21 protein-coding genes are annotated in these 22,177 nt (G+C 29.1%); 12 read left to right on the forward strand and 9 right to left on the reverse strand.

Annotation, left to right across the window (positions count from 1 at the left end):
* The first annotated feature begins 25 nt into the window (after positions 1-25).
* The 10 genes from IAA47_01025 (at position 26) to IAA47_01070 (ending at position 10,661) form a co-directional block, all read left to right on the forward strand.
* The gene (locus IAA47_01025) at positions 26-1,252 is read left to right on the forward strand and encodes a GNAT family N-acetyltransferase (GenBank protein ID MBU3841577.1); all 1,227 of its coding nucleotides are present in this window, start codon (positions 26-28) and stop codon (positions 1,250-1,252) included.
* Between the two features lie 104 nt (positions 1,253-1,356).
* On the forward strand, positions 1,357-3,534 hold the full coding sequence (locus tag IAA47_01030) for a UvrD-helicase domain-containing protein (protein MBU3841578.1): 2,178 nt from the start codon (positions 1,357-1,359) through the stop codon (positions 3,532-3,534).
* 9 nt (positions 3,535-3,543) lie between these two features.
* A complete protein-coding gene (gene lpxC / locus IAA47_01035) occupies positions 3,544-4,368 on the forward strand; it encodes a UDP-3-O-acyl-N-acetylglucosamine deacetylase (protein ID MBU3841579.1) in 825 nt (274 codons plus the stop codon).
* Between the two features lie 34 nt (positions 4,369-4,402).
* Positions 4,403-4,828: a 3-hydroxyacyl-ACP dehydratase FabZ gene (fabZ, locus tag IAA47_01040; protein ID MBU3841580.1), complete on the forward strand. Its 426-nt coding sequence runs from the start codon at positions 4,403-4,405 to the stop codon at positions 4,826-4,828.
* Between the two features lie 16 nt (positions 4,829-4,844).
* Positions 4,845-5,618, forward strand: coding sequence for an acyl-ACP--UDP-N-acetylglucosamine O-acyltransferase (gene lpxA / locus IAA47_01045; GenBank protein ID MBU3841581.1), 774 nt, complete (start codon positions 4,845-4,847; stop codon positions 5,616-5,618).
* Entirely contained in the window at positions 5,618-6,421 is an 804-nt protein-coding gene (gene lpxI, locus IAA47_01050; GenBank protein MBU3841582.1) for a UDP-2,3-diacylglucosamine diphosphatase LpxI, read from the forward strand. Before lpxA ends, lpxI begins: the two co-directional genes overlap by 1 nt.
* A 12-nt stretch (positions 6,422-6,433) precedes the next feature.
* Positions 6,434-7,507 (forward strand): lipid-A-disaccharide synthase, encoded by a 1,074-nt coding sequence (lpxB, locus tag IAA47_01055; protein ID MBU3841583.1) that lies wholly within the window; start codon positions 6,434-6,436, stop codon positions 7,505-7,507.
* Positions 7,504-9,279, forward strand: a complete 1,776-nt coding sequence (locus IAA47_01060; GenBank protein ID MBU3841584.1) for an ABC transporter ATP-binding protein/permease — start codon at positions 7,504-7,506, stop codon at positions 9,277-9,279. The genes lpxB and IAA47_01060 overlap by 4 nt, the downstream gene beginning before the upstream one ends.
* Positions 9,280-9,324: 45 nt before the next feature.
* Positions 9,325-10,056, forward strand: coding sequence for a ribonuclease PH (gene rph, locus IAA47_01065; GenBank protein ID MBU3841585.1), 732 nt, complete (start codon positions 9,325-9,327; stop codon positions 10,054-10,056).
* Between the two features lie 14 nt (positions 10,057-10,070).
* A complete protein-coding gene (locus IAA47_01070; protein ID MBU3841586.1) occupies positions 10,071-10,661 on the forward strand; it encodes an XTP/dITP diphosphatase in 591 nt (196 codons plus the stop codon).
* A gap of 121 nt (positions 10,662-10,782) precedes the next feature.
* Here IAA47_01070 and IAA47_01075 read toward each other — a convergent pair whose 3' ends face one another.
* Genes IAA47_01075 through kdpF form a run of 4 tightly spaced genes read right to left on the reverse strand, consistent with a single transcriptional unit; the run spans position 10,783 to position 15,156 of the window.
* Complete coding sequence (locus IAA47_01075) at positions 10,783-11,352, reverse strand: potassium-transporting ATPase subunit C (protein ID MBU3841587.1); 570 nt, start codon at positions 11,350-11,352, stop codon at positions 10,783-10,785.
* A gap of 17 nt (positions 11,353-11,369) precedes the next feature.
* Entirely contained in the window at positions 11,370-13,424 is a 2,055-nt protein-coding gene (gene kdpB, locus IAA47_01080; GenBank protein MBU3841588.1) for a potassium-transporting ATPase subunit KdpB, read from the reverse strand.
* A 7-nt stretch (positions 13,425-13,431) separates the two neighbouring features.
* Positions 13,432-15,063, reverse strand: a complete 1,632-nt coding sequence (gene kdpA / locus IAA47_01085) for a potassium-transporting ATPase subunit A (GenBank protein MBU3841589.1) — start codon at positions 15,061-15,063, stop codon at positions 13,432-13,434.
* A gap of 15 nt (positions 15,064-15,078) precedes the next feature.
* Positions 15,079-15,156: a K(+)-transporting ATPase subunit F gene (gene kdpF / locus IAA47_01090; GenBank protein MBU3841590.1), complete on the reverse strand. Its 78-nt coding sequence runs from the start codon at positions 15,154-15,156 to the stop codon at positions 15,079-15,081.
* A 655-nt stretch (positions 15,157-15,811) separates the two neighbouring features.
* On the opposite strand from kdpF, the gene IAA47_01095 reads away from it, so the two are divergent.
* Positions 15,812-16,951, forward strand: coding sequence for a universal stress protein (locus IAA47_01095; GenBank protein ID MBU3841591.1), 1,140 nt, complete (start codon positions 15,812-15,814; stop codon positions 16,949-16,951).
* A gap of 9 nt (positions 16,952-16,960) precedes the next feature.
* Here the strand turns inward: IAA47_01095 and IAA47_01100 are convergent, their stop codons facing one another.
* Entirely contained in the window at positions 16,961-18,307 is a 1,347-nt protein-coding gene (locus tag IAA47_01100; protein MBU3841592.1) for an AAA family ATPase, read from the reverse strand.
* A gap of 141 nt (positions 18,308-18,448) precedes the next feature.
* Between IAA47_01100 and IAA47_01105 the strand changes: the two genes are divergently transcribed.
* Positions 18,449-19,108 carry a murein L,D-transpeptidase catalytic domain family protein gene (locus IAA47_01105; protein MBU3841593.1) on the forward strand — a complete coding sequence of 220 codons (660 nt, stop codon included), beginning with the start codon at positions 18,449-18,451 and terminating at the stop codon, positions 19,106-19,108.
* A 30-nt stretch (positions 19,109-19,138) separates the two neighbouring features.
* Here the strand turns inward: IAA47_01105 and IAA47_01110 are convergent, their stop codons facing one another.
* The 4 genes from IAA47_01110 to IAA47_01125 form a co-directional block, all read right to left on the reverse strand.
* Positions 19,139-19,621, reverse strand: a complete 483-nt coding sequence (locus tag IAA47_01110) for a threonine/serine exporter family protein (GenBank protein MBU3841594.1) — start codon at positions 19,619-19,621, stop codon at positions 19,139-19,141.
* A 1-nt stretch (position 19,622) separates the two neighbouring features.
* Positions 19,623-20,381 (reverse strand): threonine/serine exporter family protein, encoded by a 759-nt coding sequence (locus tag IAA47_01115; GenBank protein ID MBU3841595.1) that lies wholly within the window; start codon positions 20,379-20,381, stop codon positions 19,623-19,625.
* A gap of 12 nt (positions 20,382-20,393) precedes the next feature.
* Positions 20,394-21,131, reverse strand: a complete 738-nt coding sequence (locus IAA47_01120) for a tRNA1(Val) (adenine(37)-N6)-methyltransferase (protein ID MBU3841596.1) — start codon at positions 21,129-21,131, stop codon at positions 20,394-20,396.
* 130 nt (positions 21,132-21,261) lie between these two features.
* Complete coding sequence (locus IAA47_01125; protein ID MBU3841597.1) at positions 21,262-22,086, reverse strand: MerR family transcriptional regulator; 825 nt, start codon at positions 22,084-22,086, stop codon at positions 21,262-21,264.
* Between the last annotated feature and the right edge of the window lie 91 nt (positions 22,087-22,177).

Below are 22,177 nucleotides of genomic sequence, written 5' to 3' on the forward strand. Positions count from 1 at the left end.
TTTTTTATAAGCAGGGGGAATTTCTATGTATATAATCTATAATTTAGATGAGTTAAAAAATAATTTTGGGAATCTTTCAAATATTGATAATGAGTTTATAGAAGATAAAAATGGACTATATTTTGTGATAAAATCTCAAGATACACTTATTGGTTATATATTAGTAAATGAAAGTAGAGAGAACTACTTAATTAGAAGAATTTTTGTAAAAAGTGATATGAGATATAAATCTTATGGAATGAAGCTTATAAAGTTCCTAGTCAATCATGGAGTGGAGCAGAAAAAGGAAAAGATTTTATGTAAAGATCTCTCAAAACAGGAATTTTTTAAAAAGAATGGATTCAAAGAAAATGGAGATACACTTGAAATAAATAATATTCAAAGAGAAACCTTGAGAATGAAAGAGGGAAAAAAAGTTGTAATCTCATCTATTTTACAGAATATATTTTTAGCAACTATTAAAATTTTAGGTGGAATTTATGGTGGATCTCGAGCTTTAATTTCTGATGGAATTAACTCTTTAGCAGATGTTGGTAGTTCCTTTGCAATCTTATTAGGAATATATTTTAGTAATAAACCAGCTGATGAAGAGCATCCATATGGTCATGAAAAAATAGAGAGTATCATTGGAAATATGTTAGGAGTTTTTCTTCTTCTTACTGCCTTTGAGTTGGGAAAAAGTAGTGTAGAACTTTTAATTAAAGGTGAATATACCACTACTCCATCATACACTACTATTATTTGGGCTTTTATATCAATGGTTGTAAAGTTTTTTATGTATAGATATAAATTAAAAGTTGGGCAAGCTACTGATAATAGTGCCTTAATAGCTGATGCTAAAGACAGTAAAAGTGATGTATATTCTTCCGGTGGAGTTATTATAGGAATACTGTTATCTATTTGGATATCCCCTATCTTTGATATCCTTGTGAGTTTAATTGTCGCTCTATTAATTTTTAAAGAGGGAATATCAGTAATTTTTGAAACATCCAATCTTATTCTTGATAAGCAAGATGATGAGTTTATTAAAGAACTTGAAAATTATCTAGCCGAAAATGATAGTATAAAGAATGTTCATGATATATTTATGAGAAAATCTGGAGATAAAATATTTCTTTCTATGCATATTAGAGTTCCTAAAGATATGACAGTGTATGAAGCTCATCATTTAATAGACAGTATTAGAGAAGGGATAATTCTAGATTTTGAAAATGTCAAAGATGTTATGATTCATGTTGATTACCTATATTAAATTAATAAAATCTCATTTTTAATTTAATACTCTAAAATGTGGAAAGTAGACACATTAACAAAAATTATGGTATAATTATTAACTGAAAAGGAGTTGAAAATTTAATGAGTATATTAGATAAATTAAATGATAAGCAAAGAGAAGCTGCCTCTAAGATAGATGGTGCTCTTTTAATTCTTGCTGGTGCTGGATCTGGAAAAACTAGAACTATAACTTATAGAATAGCTCATATGGTTGAAGAGATTGGAATCTCTCCTTATAAAATACTAGCTGTTACTTTTACTAACAAGGCAGCTAGAGAGATGAAGGAAAGAGTTGAATCTCTTATTGGTGAAGATGCCAAAAGAGTTATGGTATCTACATTCCACTCATTTGGACTTAGACTTTTAAGAGTGTATGGAGACAGATTGGGATATGGTGCTAACTTTACAATTTATGATACAGATGATCAAAAAAGAGTTGTTAAAAATATAATGAAAGAGTTAGTTATTAAAGATAAAAATCTAAAAGAGGGAATTATTGCCTCTATTATCTCTAAATTAAAAGAGGAGAGCATATCTCCAGATGAATATGAAACAACTGAAAAATACAATGAAAATGGAAAGATAATAGCTGAAGTCTATAGAAGATATAACTCAGTTTTTAAAAATAATAATGCTATGGATTTTTCTGATATTTTAGTTAATACAGATAGATTATTAGATATTCCAGATATTCTTGATAAAGTTCAAGATAAATTTAGATATATTATGGTTGATGAATACCAAGATACAAACAATATACAATATAAAATAGTTAATAAAATAGCAAAAAAATATGGAAATATCTGTGTAGTTGGAGATGAAAATCAAAGTATTTATGGATTTAGAGGAGCCAATATTCAAAACATTTTAAATTTTGAAAAAGATTATCCAGATGCTACTGTAGTTAAATTAGAAGAAAACTACCGTTCTACATCTGTTATCCTAGATGCTGCTAACTCAGTTATTAGAAACAACTCTAGTGCAAGGGATAAAAAACTTTGGACTAAAAAAACAGTGGGAGAAAAAATTACTGTTGAGAGATGTGCTGATGGTAGAGAGGAAGCAAGTTTTGTAATTGGTGAAATTATTAAGGGAAAAGCTAAAGGAGCTAAATATAAAGATTTTACAATTCTATATAGAACTAATGCTCAATCAAGAATGTTTGAAGAGAAACTTTTACGTGAAAATATTCCATATAAGATTTTTGGTGGAATGCAATTCTACCAAAGAGCTGAAATCAAAGATATAGTGGCTTATTTGGCTGTTATTAATAATACAACTGATAACCTTAATCTTGCAAGAATTTTAAATGTTCCAAAAAGAAAGATCGGAGATAAAACTTTTGAAAAAATAGAGGAATTCGCTAAAGAGCAAAATCTATCTCTTTTTGAGGCTTTAGGTAAAGCAGATGATATATCTGGACTTAGTGCAAATTTAAAAATAACTATATTAGATTTTTATAAAATGATGAAAGAGTTCATTGAAATCAGTGAGGGAACTCCAGTCTCTGAACTTTTTGATACAATAGTTAGAGAGATAAAATATAGTGACTATCTAATAGCTAACTATGAAGATTATGAAACAAGAAAAGAGAATATAGATGAGTTAAAAAATTCTATTATTGAGTTAGAAAAAGTTATTGAGACACTTACTTTAAGAGAATATCTTGAAAATATATCATTAGTTAGTGCTACAGATAATCTTGAAGATGAAAAGGATTATGTAAAATTGATGACTATACACAACTCCAAAGGATTAGAGTTTCCTACTGTATTTGTTGTAGGAGTAGAAGAGGGCCTATTCCCTAGTAATAGAGCTGACTTTGATAACAACGAACTAGAAGAAGAAAGAAGATTATGTTATGTAGCTATAACTAGAGCTGAAGACAAACTTTATATGACCTATGCTAAAAGTAGAATGATGTTTGGTAATGATGACTGGTATAGAGAGCCTTCAAGATTTTTAAATGAAATTCCTAAAGAATTGATAGAGAAAGCTAATACTATCATTGAATATATCCCTAAAAATGAAAAGGGTAGCTTCATTACAGAAAGAGCCTTCAAAAAAATGATAACAATTGAGGATTTAAATAAGACTGCTCAAAATTTCCCATACTCTATTGGTGAAAAAGTTATGCATAAAAAATTTGGACTTGGGGTAGTAAAATCTGTAAATGATAAGAAAGTTGAAATAAACTTTGTAGATGGAAAAAGAGAGATAGCTATGGCAGTAGCTGAAAAATTTCTTACAAAGTGTTAGGAGGTAGGTATGAAAAGAAAAACTATAGCTAAAGAGATTGAATATATCGGAATTGGACTTCATAAAGGTGAAAATATAAAAATGAGATTACTTCCTAGTGAAAATGGAATAATCTTTAAAAGAGTTGATTTAGAAGAGGGAAAAAATGAGATTACACTAGATATAGCTAATACTTTTGATTTAACTCGTGGTACTAATTTACAGAATGAGTATGGGGCAAAAGTACATACAATAGAACATTTTTTATCTGCTCTTTATGCTTTAGATATCACTGACTTAACAGTTGAGCTAGATGGTAATGAGCTTCCTATCTGTGATGGAAGTGCAAAAATATTTATTGATATTTTTGAAGAAGCTGGATTAAGAGAGTTAGATATGGATATTGAGCCTTTAGTAGTGAAAGAGCCTATTTACTTAACAATAGGAGAAAAAAATATTGTAGCTCTTCCCTATGATGGCTATAAACTGACTTATGCTATAAGATTTGAACACTCATTTTTAAAATCACAACTAGCAGAATTTGAAGTAAATTTAGAAAATTATAAAAAAGAGATTGCTTCTGCAAGGACTTTTGGATTTGATTATGAGATTGAATACTTAAAGAAAAATAATCTTGCTTTAGGTGGAACTCTTGACAATGCTATTGTAGTAAAAAAAGATGGTGTTTTAAACCCAGATGGTCTCAGATTTGAAGATGAGTTTGTAAGACATAAAATGCTTGATATAATAGGTGATTTAAAAATATTAAATAGACCAATAAAAGCACATATCATAGCTATAAAAGCTGGACATGCTTTAGATATAGAGTTTGCAAAATTATTAAAAAACATGTAAAATATAGATAATACTATTTGAGGAGGAAAACAGAATGTTAAATACTTTAGAAATAATGGAAAGAATACCACATAGATATCCATTTTTATTAGTGGATAGAATCATTGAGGTAAATAAAGAGGAGCAAAAAATAAGAGGTCTTAAAAATGTTACTATAAATGAAGAGTTCTTTAATGGACACTTCCCTGGACACCCAATTATGCCAGGAGTATTAATAGTAGAGGGAATGGCTCAATGTTTAGGTGTACTTGTTATGGAAGGACTTGAAGGAAAAGTTCCTTACTTTGTTGGAGTAGAAAGTGCTAAGTTTAAAAGCCCTATAAGACCTGGAGACCAAATAATATATGAAGTTGAAGTAGAAAAAATCAAAAGAAACTTTGTAAAAGCTCATGGAAAAGCTTTAGTAGATGGAAATGTTGCTTGTGAAGCAAGCTTTACTTTCTGTATAGCAGATAAATAAGAGATGGGAGGCAATTATGATAGATATTCATAATACTGCTATAATTGAAGAGGGTGCTATCATAGAAGATGGAGTTAAAATAGGTCCATACTGTATAATTGGTAAGGATGTAAAAATTGGAAAAAATACTACAATTCAATCTCATGTTGTAATAGAGGGTATTACTGAAATTGGAGAAAACAATACTATTTACTCTTTTGCTTCTATTGGAAAAGCATCTCAAGATTTAAAATATAAAGGTGAACCAACTAAAACTATTATTGGAAATAATAATACAATCAGAGAGTTTGTTACTATTCATAGAGGTACTGATCATAGATGGGAAACAAGAATAGGAAATGGAAATCTTATTATGTCTTATGTTCATGTAGCTCATGATGTTATCATAGGAGATGGTTGTATCTTTTCAAATAATGCTACATTAGCTGGACACGTAGTAGTTGATAGTTACGCAATAGTTGGTGGACTAACTCCTGTACACCAATTCTGTAGAATAGGTTCGTATTCTATGACTGGAGGAGCTAGTGCTGTAAACCAAGATATCTGTCCTTTTATACTAGCTGAAGGAAATAAAGCTATTCCTAGAGGACTTAATAGTGTTGGACTTAGAAGAAGAGGTTTTACAGATGAAGAGATAAGCAGACTTAAAAAAGCTTATAAAATAGTTTTTAGAAGTGGATTATCCCTAAAAGATGCCTTAGCACAGATTGAGGCTGAAATAGAACTTGATAAAAATGTATCATACTTTGTAGACTTTATAAAAAATAGTGATAGAGGTATAGCTAGATAATGAAAAAAATAGGTATAATAGTTGGTAATGGAAAATTACCCCTCTATTTTCTTGAAGAGGCTGAAAAACAAAATATAGAAGTTTTTCCCTTAGGACTATTTGATACTATAGATGATAAAATAAAAGCTCATAAAAATTTTATAGCTTTTAATATTGGAGAGGTAGGAAGTATTGTTAAATACTTCCTTCTCAATAGTATTACAGAGATAGTTATGTTGGGAAAGGTAGAAAAAGATATAATATTTAAAAATATAAAATTTGATAGATATGGAGAGGAACTTCTGAAAAGATTACCAGATAGAAAAGATGAAACTCTCCTTTTTGCAGTTATAGCATTTTTTAGATTAAATGGAATAAAGGTTCTTCCTCAAAATCATTTACTAAAAAATTTTATGTTTCAACAGGAGTGTTATACAAATATTAAACCTAGTGAAGAGGATAAAAAGACTATAAAAATAGGTATAGAAGCTGCTAAGGCTCTAAGTGAAGTAGATGCTGGACAAACTGTTGTTTGTAAAGACTCATCTGTTGTTGCATTAGAAGGAATTGAAGGAACTGATAAAACAATAAAAAGAGCTGGAGAGCTTGCTGGTAAAGGTTGTATCATTGTAAAAATGTCTAGACCTCAACAGGATATGAGAGTTGATATACCAGCTGTAGGAATAGAAACAATAAAAAGAGCTATAGAGATAGGAGCTAAAGGAATTGTTGGAGAAGCAGGTAGAATGCTTTTTCTAAATAGAGATGAAGCTATAAAATTAGCAGAAGAAAACTCTCTATTTATCCTTGGAATAAAAGTTTGATAGGAGATTATTATGAAATTTTTTGTATCAACTGGAGAGGTTTCTGGAGACTTACATCTTTCCTACTTAGTAGAAGCTATTAATAAAAAATATAAAGATGTTAAGTTTTATGGAGTTGCAGGTAAACATAGTAAAAGTGCTGGAGTAGAAGTTATCCAAGATATTAATGAACTTGCAATTATGGGATTTACTGAAGTGTTGAAAAAATATAGTTTTCTTAAAAAGAAAGCTAATGAGTATATAGATTTTATAAAAAAAGAGAATATAAAAAAGGTTATTCTTGTTGATTATGGTGGATTTAATTTAAAGTTTTTAGAACTTTTAAAAAAAGAGATACCAAATATTGAAGTTTTTTACTATATTCCTCCTAAATTATGGATTTGGGGAGAAAAAAGAATAAAAAAATTAGTCAAAGCTGACCATATTATGGTTATCTTTCCTTGGGAAGTTGAATTTTATAAAAAACATGGAGTAGATGCAATATATTTTGGTAATCCCTTTGTGGATAAATATATTGTAGAAAAAAGAGAGGAAGAGTATATACTCCTTTTACCTGGAAGTAGAAAACAAGAGATAAAAACTCTTCTTCCAATTATGTTAGAATTAGTTAAAGAGAGTAAAGAAAGTAAGTTCTTACTAAAACTTTCTAGTGAAGAGCATTTAAAGTGGATATCTGAAAATCTATGTGAATATCCTAATCTCTATTTAGAGTTTGAAAAAAAGCTTCCAGAGTGTGTTAAAAACTCCAAAGTTGCAATAGCTGCTTCTGGAACTGTAACTTTAGAGTTAGCTCTTATGGGACTTCCTACAATAGTGATATATAAAACTGGATTTATCAATGCTTTTATCGCTAGACATATTTTAAAAATTGGTTTTGTTTCTCTTCCAAATCTTACTTTGGATAGAGAGGTATTTCCAGAACTTCTACAAGAGAGATGTAATGTAGAGGAGATAAAAAAATATCTTATTAAATTGGATAAAGAGAGAGAAAGAATAGATAGAGATATTCAAGAGGTAAGAGATAAACTTTCAGGAAAAAATGTGGTAGAAAGTTATGGAGACTTTCTTGTAAAAGGAGAGAGATGAAACTAAATATATTTAAAAATAAATCATTAAATACATTCTTAAAATATAGTTTTAAATATAAATGGGCTATGGTTGCAGTAATACTTATGTCCATATTAACTTCAACAATGGGAGCTGTACCAGCATGGCTTAGTAAGTATCTCATTGATGATGTACTTGTAAAAAAAGATCCCAAAATGATGGTTATTGTAATATCAGCTATCTTTTTATCTACAGTTGTAAAGGTGATCTCAGCTTACTATGCTAGTATTTCATCAAACTATGTAACTGAAACAATAAAAAGAGATATCAAAATTGATGTTTTTAATCATCTACAAAAACTTCCTATCTCATATTTTAGAAAAAATAAATTAGGAGATATTATGGCTAGACTTTCTGGAGATTCTTCTACATTGGGAAGAATAGGGTTTATGCTATTTGATATGTTAAAAGAGTTCATCACTGTTGTAGCTCTTATTTTTAGAATGTTTCAAGTTGATTGGTTGTTAGCATTAATATCTTTAACAGTTATGCCACTTATTATTTCAACGGTGAAGAAATATACTAAGAAAATTAGAAAATCTGGTAGAATCAGACAGGATACATCAGGAGCAGTAACTGCTTTTATTCAAGAGAGTTTATCTGGTATTTTTGTAATTAAAGCTTTCAATAATAGTGATATGATTATTGATAGATTCAAAGAGATTAGTATGGATGAATTTCAAAAGTCTTATAAAAGTACAAAGATTAAAGCCAAGGTATCACCTATAAACGAAGTTATAACTACTCTTATGGTAGTTTTAGTAGCTGCTTATGGTGGTTATCAAATCGTTGTTACAAAAACTATGTCTCCTGGAGATTTGATATCCTTTGTAACTGCTATGGGGCTTATGAGCCAACCTTTAAAAAGATTGATTTCTAAAAATAATGATGTACAAGAAGCTATCCCTTCTGCTGATAGAGTTATTGAGATATTAGATATCCCAGTTGAAGTAGATCACTGTGAACCTGAAGAGGAGTTAGGTGGAAAAATACAAAATATTAATTTTAAAAATGTTTCATTTACTTATTCTGATGGTAAAAGTAACGCCTTAAAAAATATAAATTTAGATATTGAAGCTGGAGAAGTTGTTGCCTTTGTTGGAAAGAGTGGAAGTGGAAAAACTACTATTGTAAACCTTATTCCTAGATTTTTTGAAGCTACTGAAGGAAAACTTCTTATAAATGGAAAAGATATTAAGAATATATCTCTTAAAAAATATAGAGATTTAATTGGTATTGTACCTCAAGAAAGCTTCCTTTTCTCTGGAACAATTGCTGAAAATATATCTTTTGGTAAAGAAAATGTAACTATAGATGATATAATAAAAGCTGCTAAAATGGCAAATGCTTATGAATTTATAAAAAATTTACCTGAAGGATTTGAAACAGAAGTGGGAGAGAGAGGAGTTATGCTTTCAGGAGGACAAAGACAAAGAATTGCTATTGCTAGAGCATTGATACAAAATCCTGAAATATTAATCCTTGATGAAGCCACTTCAGCACTGGATACCGAATCAGAAAGATTGGTGCAAGATGCTCTTGATAGATTAATGGTTAATAGAACTACTTTTGTAATAGCTCACAGACTTTCTACTATCATTAATGCTGATAAGATTGTTGTTATGGAAAATGGTAAAATAAAAGAGGTTGGAAGACACCAAGAGCTATTGGATAAAAATGGTCTATATAAACATTTTTATGATATCCAATTTGGAAAAGAAGTAAAACAAAGAGATGAAATGAAGATATAGGAGAGATGTATGAATATGATAAAAGAGATGATAATAGAAGCTGATATGAGGACAAGAAAACTTAGAGAAGATGGTAGAGATGTTGATGAACTTAGAGTTTTAAAAGCTACTAAAGATTTTAACCTATATGCTGAGGGATCTGTACTTATGGAATGTGGAAATACTAAAGTAATATGTACTGCTACTGTCAGTGATAAAGTTCCTCCTTTCTTAAAAAATCAAGGTAAAGGTTGGCTTACAGCTGAGTACTCTATGATACCTAGAGCAACTGGTGAAAGAAACCAAAGAGAATCTGCCAAGGGAAAATTAACTGGTAGAACTATGGAGATTCAAAGATTAATAGGAAGAACTTTAAGAACAGCTGTAGATTTAGAAAAACTAGGTGAAAGAACTATCACTATCGACTGTGATGTTATTCAAGCTGATGGTGGAACTAGAACTACTTCTATAACTGGTGGATTTATTGCCCTTGCCCTTGCTATGAAAAAACTTGTAGCTGATGGAGTGTTAGCAGAAAATCCAATCATCTCTAATGTTGCTGCTATAAGTGTTGGAATTGTAAATGGTACTCCTGTATTAGACCTTAAGTATACTGAAGATTCTGCTGCTGAAGTTGATATGAATGTTGTAATGAATGGTGAAGGAAAATTTGTTGAAGTACAGGGGACTGGTGAAGAAGCAACTTATACTAGAAAAGAGTTAAACGATATGCTCGATTTAGCTGAAAAAGGACTAAAAGAGATAATGGAGCTACAAAATAGAATAATTGAGGGATAATAGGAGTGGATACTATGAAAATATTTTTAGCTACTGGAAATAAACATAAAATTGATGAAATTAAAGCTATATTTAGTAATATTGAGAATGTAGAGATACTTTCTATAAAAGATGGAATTGAGATTCCAGAAGTTATAGAAGATGGTGAAACTTTTGAAGCTAACTCAGCTAAAAAAGCCTTAGAGATAGCAAAATTTACTGGAATGATAACTATAGCTGATGATTCTGGACTATGTGTAGATGCTCTTAATGGAGCTCCTGGGGTATATTCAGCTAGATACTCTGGAGAAAATGCTACTGATGAATCAAACAACGCTAAACTTATGGAAGTAATGAAAGATGAACCTAATAGAAAATGTCACTTTGTAAGTGTAATTACTCTTGGTAAGCCAGATGGAAGGGTATATTCTTTTAGAGGGGAGATTGAAGGAGAGTTGCTATATGAACCAAAAGGTAAAGATGGATTTGGTTATGACCCATATTTTTATGTAGCTGAGTATAAAAAATCTCTAGCTGAAATGCCAGAAATTAAAAATAAGATAAGTCATAGAGCTAATGCTTTAAAAAAATTAGAAAAAGAGTTAGCTAAAATTTTAGCGGAATAGTTACAATCTTTGTAACTACTCCGCTATTAATTTTTATTAATGGATAATTTTTTTTTAAAATAAAATACTCATGAATACTTATAAATAACTGAATAAACTCAGATATTTATATTATTATTGCTCATTTAATTAAATTTTCTAAAGCTAAATTAAGTTCTAATACATTTATTATTCCATTTTTCTCCATTTTTTTAACTAGATTAATAACCTCTTCTTTTGTAATTCTATTTACTCTAGCCACTCTTTCAACTTGAATTAAGGCTCCCTGTGTAGTAATATGTGGATCAAGTCCAGAGGCTGAAGCTGTAACCATATCTACTGGAATATCTTTTATTTCAATACTTGGATTTTCAGATAATATCTTCTCTATTCTTTCCTTTATATTTTTATTATATTCCAAATTGCTTCCTCCTAAATTACTTCCACCAGAACTTGGGATCATTTGAGCTTCTTTCAATGTTGAATATGTATTATAGTTCAAAATTGAAGCTCTTCCATGGAAATATTTATCACTTTCAAAATTTTGACCTATATATTTACTTCCTATCCCTTCTCCATTTTTTAAAATAATACTTCCATTTGCACTTTCATGGAAAAATACTTGAGCAAAACCATTTATCATATAGGTATAAATAGTTGTTATTAAAAATAATACTAATGTTATAAGTATCCCTTTTTTTAAATTTTCCATCTATATTTCCTCCTATTCTATACTCCTAGAACTCTTAATATTGGAGTAATAATTATATCTATTAATTTAATTCCTATAAATGGAGCTATTAATCCACCAATTCCATAAATAGCTAGATTTTTAAGCAACATTAATTCTGCCTTCATAGGTTTATATGCTACTCCTCTTAAGGCGATTGGTACAAGTAATGGAATTATGATAGCATTAAATATCAAAGTTGATATAATAGCAGTTGTTGGTGATGATAGTTTCATAATATTTAAAATCTCCATTTGAGGAATAGCAATTATAAATATTGCTGGTATTATTGCAAAATATTTTGCAATATCATTAGCTATACTAAATGTTGTTAAAGCTCCACGAGTTATTAAAAGTTGTTTTCCAATCTCTACAACCTCTAAAATTTTAGTTGGGTCTGAATCTAAGTCTACCATATTAGCTGCTTCTTTAGCTGCTATTGTTCCACTATTCATAGCTATTCCTACATCAGCTTGGGCTAAAGCTGGAGCATCATCTGTTCCATCTCCAGTCATAGCTACAAGTTTTCCTTGTTCCTGCTCCCTTCTAATTACTTCTATCTTATTTTCTGGTGTACATTCAGCAACAAATTCATCAATTCCAGCCTCTTTAGCTATTGTTTCAGCTGTAAGAGCATTATCTCCTGTACACATTATAGTTTTTATTCCCATTCTTCTTATATTATCAAATCTCTCTTTTAATCCTGGTTTTACTGTATCCTTTAAATAGATAACTCCTAAAACTCTATTATCCACAGCTAAAACTAATGGTGTTCCTCCTAACCTAGAAACTCTATCTACTTTTTCATCTAAATCTCTTGGTATTACACCATTTTCATTTTCTACAAATTTTTTAATTGATGAACCAGAACCTTTTCTAATCTTTCTTCCATCTTCTAAATTAACTCCACTTGTTTTTGTTTGAGCAGAAAACTCTAAAAATTCTGCTTTTGTATATTTACTTTCATCTGCAATATACCCTAATCTCTTTCCTAATTCAACTATTGAACGTCCTTCAGGAGTTAAATCTTTTAAAGATGAAATAACTGAGTACTCCATTATTTCCTCAGAAGTTACTCCTTCCACTGGAATAAATTCACTCGCCAATCTATTTCCAAATGTAACTGTCCCTGTTTTATCCAAAATTATAGTATTAATATCTCCACAATTTTCAACAGCTTTTCCAGACATAGCAATCACATTAAACTTATTAACTCTATCCATTCCTGCTATTCCTATTGCTGAAAGTAGACCTCCTATTGTTGTAGGTATTAAACACACAAGTAAAGCAATTAAAGTAGAAAGTGGAAGATGTATACCAACATAAAGCCCCATTGGAAGTAAAGTAACTATAACAACTAAAAAAATCAATGTCAAGCCAACTAATAAAGTATTTAACGCAATCTCATTTGGAGTTTTCTTTCTCTCTGCTCCCTCTACTAAGTTAATCATCTTATCTAAAAATGATTCTCCAGCTGAAACAGATATCTCTATTTTTATCTTATCACTTACTACACGTGTTCCTCCAGTTACTGCTGAAAAATCTCCTCCAGCCTCTTTAACAACTGGTGCTGATTCACCTGTTATTGCCGACTCATCTACTGAAGCTATTCCCTCTATTACAACCCCGTCATTTGGAATTATCTCTCCAGTATTTACAATTACAATATCACCTTTCTTTAATGAGCTTGCGTCAACTTGAACAGTTGTTCCATCTTCTTTCAACAGATTTGCAACTGTACTCTTTCTTGTTTTCTTTAAACTGTCTGCTTGTGCTTTTCCTCTTCCCTCAGCTATTGCTTCGGCAAAATTAGCAAAAAGAACTGTTACAAATAATATTAAACAAATTATTATATTGAATAATCTTAAATTTGCTTCTTTCTCACTAAAAATATCAGGTTTTATACTTAAAAGAAGTGTTAAGAAAAAACCTACTTCAACTATAAAAATAACTGGATTCTTCATAAGAATTTTGGGATTTAATTTTCTAAAAGCTTCTATAAATGCCTGCTTTAAAATAGTACTATCTATACTTTTTGATTTTTGTTTACTCATAATTTAATTACCTCCAAATACTTAAGTGCTCTGCAATAGGTCCTAATGCTAAAGCTGGTAAAAATGTAAGAGCACCTATTGTTAATATTATAAATATTAACACCAATGAAAATATTATATTATCTGTTCTGAAACTTGTCTCAGTTGTAGGTACAACTTTTTTCTTATAAAAAGAGTATCCAACGATTGTCATTAATACCATATTTACATATCTTCCTAAGAGAATAACTATTCCTGTCATAATATTCCAAAAAGAAGTATTATCTTTTAACCCTTCAAATCCAGAACCATTGTTAGCTGCACTTGATACATATTCATACAATACCTGAGTTATTCCGTGAAAACCTGCAGTTGATATCCCCTCATATCCATATCTCACCATCAATGATATCGCACTTGGTAATAATATAATTAATGGATGTAATAGTATTAAAAATGTTATAATTTGAATCTCTTTAGCCTCAACTTTTTTACCAAAAAATTCTGGAGTTCTTCCTACCATTAGTCCACATAAAAATACTCCTAAAATCATATACATTAGTATATTTATAAATCCAACTCCCTTACCACCGAAAATACAGTTAAGCATCATATTTCCTAGTGCAAACATACCGGCTAATGGTGTAAGTGAATCATGCATATTATTTATGCTTCCTGTTGTAAATGAAGTTGTTATATTAGTAAATAGTGTAGAAGCAAATAATCCAAACCTTACTTCTTTTCCCTCCATATTTATTCCTGATATCCCTAATTCTTTTAAAATTGGTGTTCCTTGTTTTTCAAAATGATATATCATAAAGAATGATAATATAAATAAAATAAATACAGAGATAAAAATATACCAACCTTGCTTTTTATTTTTAGCTACAATTCCAAAAGCTATTATTGTTGCCCCTGGAAATACCATCATAGATAACATCTCTATATAGTTAGACCATATTGAAATATTTTCAAATGGATGAGCAGAGTTAGCTGTGAATAATCCTCCTCCATTATTTCCTAAATGCTTTATTGCTTGCCATGCTGCTACAGGTCCTAAAGCTATGGCTTGATATTTTCCTTCTAAAGTTCTTACTATTACTTGATTATCAAATGTTTGAGGTAAGCCACAAATTACTAAAAGTATTGCCACTACTAATGAGATAGGAAGTAATAATCTTATAACCACCTTCACTAAATCCTCATAAAAGTTACCAAGCTTAATTCCCATAATTCCTCTTATTACAGCCATACAAATTACCATCCCAGTTGCTGCTGAGGTAAACATAAGGTTTATCAATATCAATCTTGAAATAGTACTATTTAAGACCTCGCCAGAATAGTGTTGTAAATTTGTATTTGTTATAAAACTTATTGCTGTGTTAAAAGCTAGAGACAGAGAATCACCTTGTATATATAAAATTATATATGTAAAGATAAACATAATAAAATTAACACTTAAAAATGATACAATATAGCTCTTCAGTCCCATATTTTCATTTTTACATTTTAATAATTTAAAAATTGGAACCTCTATAGTTGTAAATAATCTTTCTCCTAATGTTTTTTCATGTGCTATTAGCTTAGATAGATACTTTCCGATTGGAACTATTAAAATAATGAACGCACATAAAAAAAGTATTAAACTTAATAAATTCATAATAAAATTTCCTCCTTAAAATTTATCTGGATTGAATAGTGCATAAATTAAATAAATAAAAAGTAAAAATACAATAATTCCTAAAATTAACATTTCTCCCTCCTAAATTATTCAACTTTTAGGCTTTTAACTTAAAAAAAAGCAAAATAAAAACTGCTCCTAATATCCTTATTCTAAGAATATTAAAAAACAGTTTATTACATAGGTATAAATTTTCAGAATAAATCCCCTTCATAAATTAACTCGGATAAATAAATATCTGAATAAACTTAATTTTTATAAAATATATCAAAATTATATTTTTTTGTAATATATCTTAAATGTCTAGAGGTTTTGTTTTATGATTTTGAATCATATCACTTTTTTATTTTTTTGTCAACAAAATTTTAAAAAAAAATAATACTTGACTTTTTGTTATTTAAGAGTATAATCTACCTGTAAAAGAATATTACCGATTCGCTTAATCTATTTTAAATAGAGCGGGGGACCCAACCTTCTTGGGGCGTATTTCTCTTTTAGAGAATAGGATACTTTTCAATCCGAGCCCGACAGCTAACCTCGTCAGCATTGAAAAGAGCCTGGTTTTGTATAGTATCAACACCATGACTTTTTGTTATGGTGTTATTTTTTTACAAAGTCTAGAGGTAATTTATGATATTATTTAAATGTTTTAGAGTTTGTTTATTTTACTCCTATCTTAGCTTAAAAACTAAGTTTTATTTAAATTTTTTAATTTAGGGAGATATCTATGTCAGAAGAAAAGAGACTTACACCTGAAGAAGCATTAAAAATATATAATAAGGAGAAAAAAGGAAGATTAAAGATATATTTAGGATATGCTCCAGGAGTAGGAAAAACATATACAATGCTTCGTGAGGCTAATATTAGAGTCAAAAGAGGAGAAGATATCTGTATAGGATATATAGAACCACATGATAGAAAAGCTACTACTGAACAAATTGGAATTTTGGAACAAATTCCTGTAAAAGAGATTGAGTATGCTAGTAAAATATATAAAGAAGTCAATATTGAAAAAATTATTGAGAGAGGACCAGAAATAGTCCTAATTGATGAGCTAGCCCATACAAATATAAAAGGCAGCAAAAACGAGAAAAGATATCAAGATGTTCTTGAAATTTTAAATGCTGGTATAAATGTGCATACCACAGTTAATATCCAACATCTTGAAAGCTTAAATGATGTAGTTCAGACTATCACTGGAATAGCTGTAAGAGAAACAGTTCCTGACACTATTTTGGCAGAAGCTGATGAGGTGGAGGTAATTGATATCTCATTTGAAAGTTTAAAAGAAAGATTAGAAAGGGGAGAGATATACAATTTAAAAACAGCTTCTCAAGCTTTACGAAATTTTTTTAGAAAAGGAAATTTAAGTGCCTTAAGAGAGATTGCTTTACGTCAAATAGCACAGGAGGTAGATAATAATCTCAATGAGTACTTGAATAATAAAAATATCAAAACTAACTGGTATACAGCTGAAAGAGTACTTGTTTCTATCTCTTCAAGTCCAAAAGCTAATAAAGTTATAAGATATGGAGCTAGAATTGCTCAAAAATATAAGTGTGAATTCTATGTAATCTGTGTTGAACAAATAGGATTTTTGGCTAAGGGATACTCTCCAGAAGATTGGAAAGTCATTGAAAAACATGAGGAATTAGCTAGAAGTTTAGGAGCAGAAACAATCAGATTACAAGGTAAAAATATTGTAAAAGAGATTTTGAAGTTTTCAGAAGAAAAAAGAATTACTCAAATAGTTTTAGGTCATAGTAAGAGAAATAAATTAACTACTTTTTTTAAGGGATCTGTAATCAACAAAATTATAGAGCATTCTAAAGGTGTTGAAATAAGAGTTGTTCCATGGGGGCTATAACCCCCATTTTTATTTAAATATAAATCTGATTTTCTCCTCCAGTTTTTCAGGAATAATAAACTCTTTATTTGTTACTGTTTTCAAGGCATAAAATGGTTTATTTTTATAGTTTTTTCTCTCTCTATTCTCCTGATATATCTCCTCTTCAATATCATTTTCAAACATTATACAACTTCCAATATCCTTCTTTATACTATTTTCTATTATTCTATTTTTTTGGTTTGAATTCTCTATCTCTTCAGGAGTTCTCCAAAGATGGTTGTCTTTGTCATATACAGCTACATAAGGGATTTTAAAAACATTTAATAATTTTATAAATTGTGGAATTAAACTTTTACTTCCACACTCTAAAATAGAGTAATCATATTTGTAAATATCTAATTTTTTTGAAAGGTATCCCAATACTATCTTGTCTGTTTGTCCCTCTACAAGTATAACTTTTTTAGCAAAAAATAACTCACTTCTATCTGGATTTATCCAATAGTTCATATTAAAATTTTTTATCTCGTCTCCAGAAAAAAGATAGCCTTTAAATTGAAATACTTTACTTCCACTATTTTCACTCTTTCTTACTATACAGATAGATTTATACATATGTAAATTTATAAAATTATTTGAATGCGTTGCTACATATATTTGAGTTCCGAGTTTTGTTAATACACAGATATTAAAAAATAGCTCTTTTTGTTTTTGAGGATGAAGATACAGCTCCGGTTCTTCAAATAATATCAAGGTATTATCTAATACAGAATGTCCTGTATCTCTTGAATATTGAGCTAATACTCCAAAAATCTCAAATAGTAAATTTCTGTATAATCCTCTACTTGTATACTCACTCTGTAATTCATTAAAAGTAGCTACTATTTTATTTAAAGCTTTCGGTTGATTAATCTTCCTCTTCTCTAATATTTTTAAAAGAGATAAAATAAAAAATTCTGTTTGTTCCTTCTCTGAAAATGATGGAATAAATAAAATAGAAACATGTTCTGTTATACTCTGATATTCCTCTTCTGTTATTCTATTCCAAATATTATTATAAAATACAAAATAATAGATATCCCCATCGTATGTCTTAGTTACTTTCAAATGAATATTTTTTCCTGTAATAGTCATATCTGCCACTTGAAAACTTTGTTTATAATAATTATAAAAAGATCCTTCTATTGATAAAAAGTTAGTACCATTTCTTAAATCTCTACTTCTAAAATTTCTATATTTTAAAAAAAACATAATTGCTGACATTATACTTGATTTTCCACTATTACTTTGTCCAATAAAAAGCATTAAGTTTTCAAATTTTATATCAGTTTCCTCTATACATTGCCAATTTTTAATTTTTAATTCTTTTAAATACATCTTAACCCTCCTATTCTAGTAGTTTTATTATATCATATAATATTGAAAAAGATATGATAACTTCTATTTTCATTGACTTTTTGATTAAAAGTAACTATAATTCATATTATATAAATATTATACGAGGAGTGATTCAAAAAGATGTTAAGGAAGTTATTTCTTGGACTTACCCTATGTGGTAGTATACTGTTTGGAGCTGACTTAAGTACTGAAGAAGATATAAAAGAGATATACAAAAATTTAGGAATAGAAAATAAGTTAGAGTACTCTACTTTTTTTAAAGCTATTCAAGGTTATAATAAAATTGAAGATAAAAAACCTGGATATATAACTATCATAGATTTTTCTAAACCATCTAATGAAGAGAGATTCTTTGTAATTGACCTTGAAAATAAAAAAGTAGACTATGCAACTTATGTAAGTCATGGAAAAAATACTGGACTTGGAACAGCAGTAAAATTTTCTAACAATATAAATTCCTATCAAAGTTCACTAGGATTTTATGTCACTAAAAATACCTATGAAGGAAGTAATGGTTACTCTTTGAGATTATTAGGACTAGAACCTGGAATAAACTCTAATGCTATGGATAGACATATTGTAGTACATGGAGCTAATTATGCTACAAAGGAGTTTATGGATAAATATGGATTTTTAGGAAGAAGTCTTGGATGCCCTGCTATTCCAGAAGAGATTTCAAAAGAGGTTATTGATTATATAAAGGGTGGTACAGTTTTATATATTAATGGAAATGATGAAAATTACTTTGCAAATAGTAAATATATACAACCATCTGCTTAATCTTTATTTTTATAAAAAGGATTGCTAAAATTACAGCAATCCTTTTTTTCTACTTTTATATTTCTTCTTTATAGTCTGATATCTTCTAAATTTATAATATATTTGAGAAAATGTTGAAACCATAACTATTCCTAAAGTTATAGCTATTGTTATCATCAATGTTGCAATACCTCTTTGTGCTGCTTCAACACTCTTATTTTCTATAAAATAAGACATAGTAAAATATACCCCACTACCGGGAACCAATGGAATAAGACTAGCTATAAGTGTCGATGTTACAGGAGTTTTTAAAATTCTTGCCATTATTTCAGAATAGATTGTAATCCCTACAGCTGAATAGAAAAAAGATGCTGGCTCAGAATATTGATAATACTTAAATAATATATAAATAGCCCAACCTAAGGCTCCTCCTATACTAGCAAAAACAAGCTTTTTCCCTTTTAAATTGAAAATAATTCCAAAGGCTAAAGTACTTCCAGCAGCAGCAATAATTTCAATTAATACCTGCTCCATACTATATCTCTCCTAATTTTAAAATTATAAATAAGGCAAATCCTGTTCCAGAAGCAAGGGCTGCACCTACTAAAAAGGCCTCTACTGCCCTAGACATCCCAGAAAGTAAATCTCCAGCTACTAAATCTCTAATTGCATTTGTTAAAGCAATTCCAGGAACTAAAAGCATAATAGTTCCTATTGTTGAGTATGAAACTGTTTCTGTAAATCCTACCTTTACACTTAAATATGAAAATAAAGTACAGAAAAAACCTCCCAATGTATTTAAGAAAAAAGTATTTGTCTGTAACCTATTTGCAAAATCTGAGATTAAAAAGATAATCCCTCCACCTATAAAAGCACTAATAGCATCTCTAATTCCACCTCTAAATAATAGTGCAAAGAAAAAAGCTCCAAAACTATATGCTAAAAAATAAATAAATTTATTATAGGGGATCTCTTTGTCTATAGCAATTACAGCACTATAAAACTCTTCAAAACTATACTTTTTGAGATCTCTAACTAACTGATTTATTGAATGAACTTTATTTAAGTTTGTTGTTCTTGAAGCTACTCTTTCTACAGAGCTAAATAGCTCCCCTTTATAATTTCTAACAGAAGTAATAATACAAGTTATAGAAACAAAGCACTGGGCATTGAGACCATAATGTTTACAAATTCTTGAGATAATATCTTCTACTCTATATGTCTCAGCTCCACTTTGTAGAGCTATTTTTCCTGTTAAATTGGCAAGTGTTAAAATTCTATTCTCGTTGACCATAGCTCCCCCATTTTATTTAAACATCTCTAAAATCGTATCTGAATAACTTCCATCTTCATTATGAGCAATAAGTGGTGGTAATACTCTCAATCCTGAATTTCCATTCTTTACTCCTTCTATTAAAAGTATTTTTCCTTCTTTTTCTAATTTTGTATAGCAAAACTGGATTCTTTTTGGTTCAATGGAGTATTTTTTCATTGTTTCTATTATATCAATCAATCTATCCACTCTATGTACCATTACAAAGTATCCTTTATCTTTTAAAAGGCTAGAAGCCGTTTCTAATAGTGAATCTAAATTTATAGTTATTTCATGTCTAGCTAAAGATAATTGATCTAAATCATTTAATTGTTTATCCTCTCCATGAAATTTAAAAAAAGGTGGATTGGTAACTACTAAATCAAAGCTACCTTTTTTAAAATGGTTTTTCCAATTTTTCATATCATCATTAACTATTTCTATCTGCTCTTCTAAGCCGTTTAACTCTATATTTCTTTGTGCTAACTCACTTGAAATTTTCTGAATTTCTACCCCTATAATATTAGCCTTTGTTCTTTTAGAAAGAAATAGAGGAATAACACCATTTCCCGTCCCTAAGTCTATAATATTCTTTGTAGTTCTTGTGATTGTAGCAAACTCTGCTACTAATAAAGAATCTATTGAAAAAGAGAAGTGATCAGCTCTCTGTGTAATTTTCATACCCTTTTCTAGTAAATCTATTACTGTTTCAAATTGTTTTCCATCATTCATAAAATATAATACCTCCTTGAATATTATAGCAAATTTATAATAATAATACAAAAAATAAAATTATTCATTTTAATGAAAAAAGGATTTTGAAATTCACCTTAATAAATTTCTAAAATCCTAATTTATCTTATTAATTTATGCTTTTTATAGGAACTCTTAGTATGTACATTACCTCTGAAGGATCTTTTTCAAAAGCTGGTCCGGATAAAATATGAATAATTGTATCTCCTTCCATAATATATCCCTTTTCTTCTGACCATTTGATAACTTTTTTAATATTATCCCCCATCTCTGCAAATTTACCTTGGCATATCATACTAGCGTACTCTCTTTTAGAATAGTTGCATCTCTTTTCATAGTTTATATAATCTTTTAGATATATCAGTTTATCATATTCATAATTTTCTTTTTTAATATTCTCTTCCTTCATTGCAAATGCAAACATTCCAATTGGAATACTATTTTGATTAACTGATATCAAAAATTTATCAATCTCTTTAAAAGCTTTAGAAATTCCATTATCTCTTGTATTTGGAGCTATCTTTGCATATATTCCTCTTATCTCCTCCTCCTCTATAAAAAATTTATCTATATTATTTTCAAGATTTATTAAATATCTCATCTGTAGTGCATTCTCTTTAAGTTCTAACTCAATTTTTTTCAATCTCTCTATCTCTTCTTGAGTCTGTTCTATCATCTTATTCATTAATTCCAATGTATGACTATAACTCAAATTTTCTAAGTGACTTTTTATTTTTAAATTACTAAATCCCAATTTTTTTAGATGTACGATCATCTTAATAATTGGTATTTGAAAAAATCTATAATATCTATAGTTAGTTTTCTCATCCTTGTAATCAGGAGATATTATCCCTTCACTATCATAGTATCTTAAAGTTGAAATTGGTAAGTTTGTAATTTTTGAAATCTCTCCTATTGTTAAGTAATCCTTCATCTTACTCCTTTCCACTATTAAATTCTAGTTTTTTAAAAGTTTTACTAATATTATTATATTAACATAATTTATTTTCTCTGTAAATAAAGTT

This window comes from Candidatus Fusobacterium pullicola (assembly GCA_018883725.1).
GTDB lineage: Bacteria > Fusobacteriota > Fusobacteriia > Fusobacteriales > Fusobacteriaceae > Fusobacterium_A > Fusobacterium_A pullicola.